At 72.5% G+C, this 8764-nt stretch carries 8 protein-coding genes; 5 read left to right on the forward strand and 3 right to left on the reverse strand.

What is annotated here, in order from left to right; all coding sequences use genetic code 11:
- Positions 1-14: 14 nt before the first annotated feature.
- Complete coding sequence (locus ABZ887_RS12325; RefSeq protein ID WP_003975777.1) at positions 15-278, reverse strand: WhiB family transcriptional regulator; 264 nt, start codon at positions 276-278, stop codon at positions 15-17.
- 631 nt (positions 279-909) lie between these two features.
- Between ABZ887_RS12325 and ABZ887_RS12330 the strand changes: the two genes are divergently transcribed.
- The 4 genes from ABZ887_RS12330 to ABZ887_RS12345 all read left to right on the forward strand — a co-directional run bounded on the left by ABZ887_RS12330 (position 910) and on the right by ABZ887_RS12345 (position 4910).
- Entirely contained in the window at positions 910-1410 is a 501-nt protein-coding gene (locus ABZ887_RS12330) for a cysteine dioxygenase family protein (protein WP_361286774.1), read from the forward strand.
- A gap of 33 nt (positions 1411-1443) precedes the next feature.
- Entirely contained in the window at positions 1444-2403 is a 960-nt protein-coding gene (cofD, locus tag ABZ887_RS12335) for a 2-phospho-L-lactate transferase (protein WP_361286778.1), read from the forward strand.
- Positions 2400-3755: a coenzyme F420-0:L-glutamate ligase gene (locus tag ABZ887_RS12340; protein WP_361286781.1), complete on the forward strand. Its 1356-nt coding sequence runs from the start codon at positions 2400-2402 to the stop codon at positions 3753-3755. Before cofD ends, ABZ887_RS12340 begins: the two co-directional genes overlap by 4 nt.
- Before the next feature lie 144 nt (positions 3756-3899).
- Positions 3900-4910, forward strand: coding sequence for a DNA-3-methyladenine glycosylase 2 family protein (locus tag ABZ887_RS12345; protein WP_361286784.1), 1011 nt, complete (start codon positions 3900-3902; stop codon positions 4908-4910).
- A 196-nt stretch (positions 4911-5106) separates the two neighbouring features.
- On the opposite strand, the gene ABZ887_RS12350 is transcribed toward ABZ887_RS12345, so the two are convergent.
- Both ABZ887_RS12350 and ABZ887_RS12355 read right to left on the reverse strand, forming a co-directional pair.
- Positions 5107-6189, reverse strand: coding sequence for an NDP-sugar synthase (locus ABZ887_RS12350; protein ID WP_361286787.1), 1083 nt, complete (start codon positions 6187-6189; stop codon positions 5107-5109).
- Between the two features lie 184 nt (positions 6190-6373).
- Positions 6374-7810, reverse strand: a complete 1437-nt coding sequence (locus tag ABZ887_RS12355) for a peptidoglycan recognition protein (protein WP_361286790.1) — start codon at positions 7808-7810, stop codon at positions 6374-6376.
- Positions 7811-7939: 129 nt separating this feature from the next.
- Here ABZ887_RS12355 and ABZ887_RS12360 point away from each other — a divergent pair, with 129 nt between their 5' ends.
- Positions 7940-8695, forward strand: a complete 756-nt coding sequence (locus ABZ887_RS12360; protein ID WP_361286793.1) for a TIGR03089 family protein — start codon at positions 7940-7942, stop codon at positions 8693-8695.
- Positions 8696-8764 lie beyond the last annotated feature (69 nt).

The raw sequence follows: 8764 nt of genomic DNA on the forward strand, positions 1-8764 counted from the left end.
GCAGCCCTCGTCGGTCAGACGGCGGCCTTCTTGAGGCGGCGGCGCTCCCGCTCGGAGAGCCCGCCCCAGATGCCGAACCGCTCGTCGTTGGCGAGGGCGTACTCGAGGCACTCGGAGCGCACCTCGCAGGCGAGGCAGACCTTCTTGGCCTCTCTGGTGGAGCCGCCCTTCTCGGGGAAGAAGGACTCGGGGTCGGTCTGGGCGCACAGCGCGCGCTCCTGCCAGCCGAGTTCCTCGTCCGCGTCGTCGACCAGCAGTTGCTGCACCAGCTCGGTCATGTGCGCCCCTCGTCTGTCTTTCACGTCCCCGTGCGTGGCCGTTGCCGATTTCGGCTGAACGACACGAGTGAAATTACAAGTGTGCTGCTCCGGGCGAGTCAAGCCGAGATCTGCTATTGGGCCCGTTATTCACTCTGCGGAACCAAGGCCAAGCGGAAAGTGTTCAAATCGCCATAAACCTTGACACGCAGACGACGCCCCGCGCGGGGCACCCGACCCCATACAGAGCTTGTACGGAGAAGGACGCCCAGATGTTCGATCGCGTTCCGAAGTGGCTCGCGCGCCCGGTTGTGCGCCATGTGTCCCGGGCGCTTACTGAACAAACCTTTCGGCAGCGAGATGAACCGGATGAGGTGAACCATGTCCCACATACCGGGCGTCGAGTTGACACGGGAGGTGTGAACCGATGTCCTTGTGGGCATGCTCGCGAACTTGGCGCTCACCTCGACCCGCACCGCCGGGTCCCACGGTGCTGCCCGCGCTCGCTGTAGCTGTTGCTGTCGCAGCTGTTGAGCCGCAGTCGTAGTCGTATCCGACCGCTCCCGCTCCAGCCGCAGACCGAGTCCCCCGGACTCGGTTTTCGCTTTTCGTTCCCCGCTGACCTTCTTCACTGAGGAACCACCGCACCCCCATGAACAGCGACAACGACCTCCAGATCGCCGGCGACATCCTCGAGGTGCAGCACCTGCTGCAGCCCCCGCGCGAGCACCCGGTCACCGTGGCCGAGTTCGTCGGCCTGGCCCGCGCGATCGCCGCCGACCGCGCGCAGTGGGCGCACCTCGTCGAGTACGACGCGACCAGCCGCTGGTACCACCGGCTGCGCACCGGCCCCGGCTACGAGGTGTGGCTGCTGTCCTGGGTGCCCGGACAGGGCAGCGGGCTGCACGACCACGGCCGCTCCTCCGGCGTGCTGACCGTCCTGGAGGGCGCGCTCACCGAGCGCACCGAGCGCGGCACGCGCGCGTTGGGCGCCGGTGCACAACGGGTGTTCGCGCCGGGGTACGTGCACGAGGTCGTGAACGACGCGCTGGAGCCGGCGGTGAGCCTGCACGTCTACTACCCGGGCCTGACCGAGATGCCCATGCACACGGCGGCCGCCGCGGCCTGCGAGGCCCGTCCCGTGACTGCGTGACGCGTTGTCGGACCCGCCTGCAAGACTTGGCGCATGCGCATTGTGGTTCTGGCAGGCGGTATCGGCGGTGCCCGGTTCCTGCGCGGTCTGAAGCAGGCCGTGCCGGACGCCGACGTGACCGTCATCGGCAACACCGGGGACGACATCCACCTCTTCGGGCTGAAGGTCTGTCCGGACCTCGACACGGTGATGTACACGCTCGGTGGCGGCATCAACGAGGAGCAGGGCTGGGGGCGGACCGACGAGACCTTCCACCTGAAGGAGGAGCTCGCCGCCTACGGGGTGGGGCCGGACTGGTTCGGGCTCGGCGACCGGGACTTCGCGACGCACATCGTGCGCACCCAGATGCTGGGCGCCGGTTATCCGCTGAGCGCGGTGACCGAGGCACTGTGCGACCGCTGGAAGCCGGGCGTGAAGCTGATCCCGATGACCGACGACCGGGTCGAGACCCATGTGGCCGTCGAGGTCGACGGCGAGCGCAGGGCGGTGCACTTCCAGGAGTACTGGGTACGGCTGCGGGCGGGCGTCCCCGCCGAGGCGGTCGTGCCCGTCGGCGCCGAGCAGTCCAAGCCGGCGCCCGGCGTCCTGGAGGCCGTCGCCGAGGCGGACGTGATCCTCTTCCCGCCGTCCAACCCGGTGGTCTCCGTCGGCACGATCCTCGCGGTGCCCGGCATCCGGGAGGCGATCGCCGAGGCCGGGGTGCCCGTGGTGGGCCTCTCCCCCATCGTCGGGGACGCGCCGGTGCGCGGGATGGCCGACAAGGTGCTCGCGGCGGTGGGCGTGGAGTCGACGGCGGCGGCGGTCGCCGAGCACTACGGCTCCGGGCTGCTGGACGGCTGGCTCGTCGACTCCGTGGACGAGGGCAGCGTCGCGCGCGTGGAGGCGGCCGGCATCCGCTGCCGGGCCGTACCGCTGATGATGACCGACCTGGACGCGGCCGCGCAGATGGCCCGGGAGGCGCTGGCGCTGGCCGAGGAGGTGCGCGGGGCATGACCGACGCGACCGGCACGACCGGGACCGCAGGCGCGGCCGACGCGGTGCCCGCGTTCCGGGTGTGGGCGCTGCCCGGGATCCCCGAGGTCCAGCAGGGCGACGACCTGGCCAAGCTGATCGCCGCGGCGGAGCCGGGGCTGGCCGACGGGGACGTGGTGATCGTCACCTCCAAGATCGTCTCCAAGGCCGAGGGCCGGATCGTCGAGGCGGCCGACCGGGAGGCGGCGATCGACGCCGAGACCGTGCGGGTGGTCGCCCGCCGCGGGACCCTGCGGATCGTGGAGAACCGGCAGGGCCTGGTCATGGCCGCGGCGGGCGTGGACGCGTCCAACACCCCGGCCGGGACCGTGCTGTTGCTGCCCGAGGATCCCGACGCCTCGGCCCGGGCCGTCCGCGCAGGCCTCCGGGACGCGCTGGGCGTCAACGTCGGCGTGATCGTCACGGACACCTTCGGGCGACCCTGGCGCTCGGGGCTCACGGACGTCACCATCGGCGCCGCCGGCGTGGAGGTGCTGGACGACCTGCGCGGGGGCGTGGACGCGTACGGCAATCCGCTGGTCGCGACGGTCGTCGCCACGGCCGACGAGCTGGCCGCCGCCGGGGACCTGGTGAAGGGCAAGGCGACGGGGATGCCGGTCGCCGTGGTGCGGGGCCTCGCGCACGTCGTGGCGGACGCCGGCGACGAAGACGACGAGGACGGCGCGCGGGCACTGGTCCGGGACGCGGGCAGCGACATGTTCCGGCTCGGGACGTCCGAGGCGGTCCGGGAGGCGGTGACCCTGCGGCGGACGGTGCGGGCCTTCACCGACGACCCCGTCGACCCCGGGGCGGTACGGCGGGCGGTCGCCGCGGCCGTGACCGCGCCGGCGCCGCATCACACGACGCCGTGGCGGTTCGTGCTGCTGGAGTCGGCCGAGGCCCGCGTCGCACTGCTGGACGCGATGCGGGACGCGTGGATCGCCGACCTGAGGAAGGACGGCAGGTCGGAGGAGTCCATCGCCAAGCGGGTACGGCGGGGCGATGTGCTGCGGAACGCGCCGTACCTGGTCGTGCCGTGCCTGGTGATGGAGGGGTCGCACACGTACGGGGATCCGCGGCGCGACGCGGCCGAGCGGGAGATGTTCGTGGTCGCAGCGGGGGCCGCGGTGCAGAACCTGCTGGTGGCCCTGGCCGGGGAGCAGTTGGGGTCGGCGTGGGTGTCGTCGACGATGTTCTGCCGGGATGTGGTGCGGGAGGTGTTGGATCTGCCGGAGGGGTGGGATCCGATGGGGGCGGTTGCGGTGGGGAAGGCCGCGGAGGAGCCGAGGGAGAGGGCGCCGAGGGAGGTCGGGGACTTTGTCGAGGTGCGGTGAGCTGCTTTGCGCCTGCGGTTCGGGGTGCACCGGTTCGTCGGCGAGTGCGGGTTGTGGGGGTTGATCGCGCCCACGCGGCGGAGCCGCATATCGGACACAGCCCCGCGCCCCTTTCAGGGGCGCTTGAGGCCTAGGATTCTTTGGGTGGCTGGTCGGTTTGCTCCTAAGCCCACGCGTACGACGGTGCGGGGTGGGCAGGTTGTCGTGCCTGCCGGCGTGCCTCGGCAGGCTGCCGCGCCCGGGCGGGTTCGGGTGTGGAAGCCGGGCGGGGCTCTTGATCTGGGGCTCGTGCTGGGGCCGCTGCGGCGGGGGCCCGGGGATCCGACCTTCCGGGCCACCCGTGACGGGTCCGTGTGGCGGGCCAGTCTGACGCCCGCCGGGCCGGGGACGCTCCGGGTCGCCGTGTACGGCGGTGAGGCACGCGGGGAGGCCTGGGGGCCGGGGGCCGACTGGCTGCTGGAGCAGCTGCCGGAGATGCTCGGGTCCGCCGACGACCCCTCCGCGTTCGTACCCCGGCACCGGGTCGTGGCGGCGGCCCTGCATCGGCGGCCGGGGCTGCGGCTGACGCGGACCGGGCTGGTGCTGGAGTCGTTGGTTCCGTCGGTCCTGGAGCAGAAGGTGACGACCGACGAGGCCTACCGGGCCTGGCGGTTGCTGGTGCGGAGGTTCGGGGAGCGGGCGCCGGGTCCCGCGGGGGTGGGTGAGCGGCCGATGTGGGTGATGCCGGCGCCCCGCACCTGGGCGCTGATTCCTTCCTGGGAGTGGCACAAGGCCGGGGTCGACGACAAGCGGGCCTCGACGATTCTGCGGGCGGTACGGGTCGCTGCGCGGCTTGAGCAGGCCGTGGGGATGACGGCGGAGGCGGCGCAGGCGCGGCTGGAGGTGGTGCCGGGGGTGGGGCCGTGGACGTCGGCGGAGACCGTGCAGCGCAGTCATGGGGCGGCGGACGCGGTGACGGTCGGGGACCTGCACCTGCCGGGGATCGTGGGGTTTGCGTTGGCCGGGGACCGGCATGCCGACGACGAGGTGATGCTGCGGCTGCTCGAGCCGTATGCGGGGCAGCGGCATCGGGCGGCTCGGTTGATCTTGCTGAGTGGGCAGGTGCCGAAGCGGCGGGCGCCGCGGATGCCGCGAGGGGATATCGGCCGGTTGTGATGTGCGGGGCGGGGGGGTGGGGACGCTTGCCGGCGCTGGCAGGGTGCCTCCCCCAGCCTTCGGCCGGGGGGACCCCCAGCGCCCACCCGTGCCGCCCTGCGGCACGCCTGCCCGCAGCTGAGTTTTTTTAGGGGCGCGGGGAACTGCGCGAGCAGCCCCCACGCGTCCGCAGCCGGACGACTCCGGCAGCCACCCCCTACTGGTCCGAGGAGAACCGCACCGCCCCTGCCGGGATCCTCGCGTCGCACCACACCCTCGCGCCGTCCCGCAGTTCGTTGTCGGCGCCGATGACCGCGCCGTCGCCGATCACCGTGCCCGTAAGGACCGAGCGTTCGCCGACACGGGCGCGGTTGCCGATCAGGGAGTCGGTGATGACGGCGCCGGGTTCGATCACGGCGCCCGGGAGGATCGTCGAGCCGAAGACCCGCGCGCCCTCCGCCACGAACGCGCCCTCGCCCACCACCGTGCCCCCCGTCAGCTTCGCGTCCGCCGCGACCCGGGCCGTGGGGAGGACGAGGCGGTCGCCGCAGCGGCCGGGGACCGCCGGGGACGGGGCGCGGCCCAGGACGAGGTCCGCCGAGCCGCGCACGAAGGCCGCGGGTGTGCCGAGGTCCAGCCAGTACGTGGAGTCGACCATGCCCTGGAGATGGGCGCCGGCCGCGAGCAGCTCGGGGAAGGTCTCGCGCTCCACCGACACCGGGCGGCCCGCCGGGATCGTGTCGATGACCGAGCGGCGGAAGACGTACGCTCCCGCGTTGATCTGGTCGGTGACGATCTCCTCGGGGGTCTGGGGCTTCTCCAGGAAAGCGAGGACACGGCCCGTCTCGTCGGTGGGGACGAGGCCGTACGCGCGGGGGTCGGTCACCTGCGTGAGGTGGAGGGAGACGTCCGCCGAGGTCGACTCGTGCGTGGCCACCAGGGCGCCGATGTCCAGGCCCGTCAGGATGTCGCCGTTGAAGATCAGGACCGGGTCGTCGGGGCCCGAGTGCAGCCGGGCGGCCACGTTGCGGATCGCGCCGCCGGTGCCGAGGGGTTCCTCCTCGGTGACGTACTCGATGTGCAGGCCGAGTGCCGCGCCGTCGCCGAAGTACGGTTCGAAGACGTCCGCCAGGTAGCTCGTCGCGAGGACGATGTGCTCCACGCCCGCCGCTCTGGCTCTGGCCAGCTGGTGCGTCAGGAACGGCACACCGGCCGCCGGGACCATCGGCTTGGGCGTGTGGACCGTGAGCGGGCGCAGCCGGGTGCCTTTGCCGCCGACCAGGAGGATCGCTTCTGTCACCTGTCGTCTCTGCTTCCTGCCGGGACCGGCCGAACTCTCTGTCGGCCGGCCAGTGTATGCAGACCGTGCGACGGCGCCCTCGACGGCCGCGTGATGCCACGCGGCATGGGTGTGCGGTTTCCCCCGACTGCCCCCGACGGCGATGAACGCGGCCCCCGTCCTCAGCGTCCCTGCAGACGCGTTCTCAGCGTCCCTGCAGGTGCGCGGAGCTGGTCCGGGCCGAGCCGAGCTTGGCGTAGAGCTTGGCGCCTGGGCATTCGGTGGCGTACCCGTCCCGGTGGCCGGAGATCACGTTCAGTCGTACGTTCTTCCCCTTTGGGTAGAGATTGCCACCCGCGGACTTCAGATATGTCTTTCCCTTCGGATTGGCACCGAAGAGTCCGAGCTTCCACGCGGTGAGCTTGGCGACGGCGGTCACGGCGGCCGCGGAGGGCTTGTGCGAGCCGTAGGTGCCGATCACCGCGATCCCCATGCTGTGGTTGTTGAACCCGAGCGTGTGGGCGCCTCTGACGGCCTTCGCCACTCCCCCGGCGCGGCCCTCGTAGATGGTTCCGCACTTGTCGACGAGGAAGTTGTAGCCGATGTCCCGCCAGCCCATGCTCACGACGTGGTAGCGGTAGATACTGCGGATGACGGACGGGGCCTCGGAGCAGCGGTATCCGTTGCCGGTGGCGGTGTGGTGGACGAAGGCCGCCTTGATCTTCCCCGTGTAGACGAACCCCTTCTCGCGCAGCGACTCGTCGGCGCCCCAGCCGTGGCGGGTGACGATCCTCGGACGCGGTCCGATGTACGGCTTCGCGAGCGGGGCCTCGGCGCCGCTCAGCTGCCCGAGTTCGCGTTCGGTGTCCTCCCGGTTCAGCGCGGGGATCTCGGCGGCGGCGAAGGACACGAGGTCGGCGTTGACCGCGGCCGCCGCGTCGGCCGCGGTGTCGGTACGGGGGCTGTCGGCCGGCGGGCCCTGGGCCGGGATCTCCTCGCCCGGGTCGACGAGTTCGAGGCGCAGGCCCGCCGGGAGCAGGTCACGTCCGACGCCGGGCCCGGGGCCGCTGTCGCGCGGGACGGAGTCGTCGCCGGTGTCGGTGTCCAGGTCTGGGTTGGTGTCCGCGTTGGTGTCCGCGTCCGCGTCTGCGTCTGCGTCTGCGTCTGCGCGTACCCGTACGTCGACTCCGTCCGAGTCGCCCACCCACAGGGGCGCGGTGGCGCCGTGCACCCGGCCGGAGGCGGCCTCCGCCGTGTCCGGGTCGGCGCCGTGGTCGGCGTTGTGCGTGTCGACGTCCTGCCAGCCCGACCAGTCGCCGGTGGCGGCGGACCGGGTGCGCACCTGGACCTGGCCGTGCAGTTCGGCTCCGGGGTTGTCCCAGACGACGCCGACGAGTGAGAAGTGCCGTACGTCGGTGCTGTACGCGCCCTGTTCGGGGGCCCGGCCGAGAACGCGCTCACGGGCGCGGGGGGCGAGGGGGGCGAGGGGCAGCGACTGGGTGCTGCCGGGGAGGGCCGTCGTCGTGGTCCGGTCCGCCGGTGCGGCGGCCGCGGACGCGGACGGCGCGTTGAGCACGGTCGGCGGGAGGGTGAGAGCCGCCGCGCAGGTGACGCCGATCGAGCAAGTCAGGAATCCACGCATGCCCCTGATATTGAACACAGTCAGACAAACCTGCCCATCGGGGAATTGACGGTCCGTCGGGTCCGGTTACGCCGAACCGGTGGCCCCGCCAGGCGGTGCGGGCAGCGGGCGCGGCGTACCCTTGCGCGGGTGAACGCCACCGATCGCACCCCTGCCGACCTGCTGCGTTCCGCGCTCGCCGCGGATCCCGGACGCCCCCTGGTGACCTTCTACGACGACGCGACGGGCGAGCGCGTCGAATTGTCCGTGGCCACCTTCGCCAATTGGGTGGCCAAGACGGCGAACCTGCTGCAGGGCGACCTGGCGGCGGGGCCGGGTGACCGGGTCGCTCTGCTGTTGCCGGCGCACTGGCAGACGGCGGTGTGGCTGCTGGCCTGTTCGTCGGTGGGCGCGATCGCCGACGTGGCCGGGGACCCGGCGGTGGCCGACGTCGTCGTCAGCGGGCCGGACTCGCTGGAGGCGGCGCGGGCGTGCCGGGGGGAGCGGGTCGCTCTCGCGCTGCGGCCGCTGGGTGGGCGGTTCCCGCAGGCTCCGGAGGGGTTCGTCGACTACGCCGTCGAGGTGCCGAGCCAGGGGGACCGGTTCGTGCCGTTCTCGCCCGTGGATCCGGAGGAGCCCGCGCTGATCGTGGCGGGGGCGGAGCTGAGCGGGGCCGAGGTCGTGGAGCGGGCGCTCGGGGATGCGGCGGGGCTGGATCTGACCGGGCCGGGGTCGCGGTTGCTGTCGGGGCTGGGGTACGACACGTGGGAGGGGCTGAGCGCGGGGTTGTACGCGCCGCTCGCGGTCGGGGGGTCGGTGGTGCTGTGCCGGCATCTGGGGGAGCTGGGGGAGGAAGGGATCGCGAAGCGGATCGAGAGTGAGCGGGTGACTGCGTCGGCGCGGTGAGGTCGTTCGTCGGGTGCGGCTGAGTGGGGGCTGGTCGCGCAGTTCCCCGCGCCCCAAGAAGGTGGGACC

The organism is Streptomyces sp. NPDC047061, from assembly GCF_040643955.1.
Classification (GTDB): Bacteria; Actinomycetota; Actinomycetes; order Streptomycetales; family Streptomycetaceae; genus Streptomyces.

What these genes read in the sequence shown, in the direction of transcription:
- ABZ887_RS12325 (WP_003975777.1), bottom strand. Translation starts at nt 278, where the DNA reads ATGACCGAGCTGGTGCAGCAACTGCTGGTCGACGACGCGGACGAGGAA.
- ABZ887_RS12330 (WP_361286774.1), top strand. Translation starts at nt 910, where the DNA reads ATGAACAGCGACAACGACCTCCAGATCGCCGGCGACATCCTCGAGGTG.
- ABZ887_RS12340 (WP_361286781.1), top strand. Translation starts at nt 2,400, where the DNA reads ATGACCGACGCGACCGGCACGACCGGGACCGCAGGCGCGGCCGACGCG.
- ABZ887_RS12355 (WP_361286790.1), bottom strand. Translation starts at nt 7,810, where the DNA reads ATGCGTGGATTCCTGACTTGCTCGATCGGCGTCACCTGCGCGGCGGCT.
- cofD (WP_361286778.1), top strand. Translation starts at nt 1,444, where the DNA reads ATGCGCATTGTGGTTCTGGCAGGCGGTATCGGCGGTGCCCGGTTCCTG.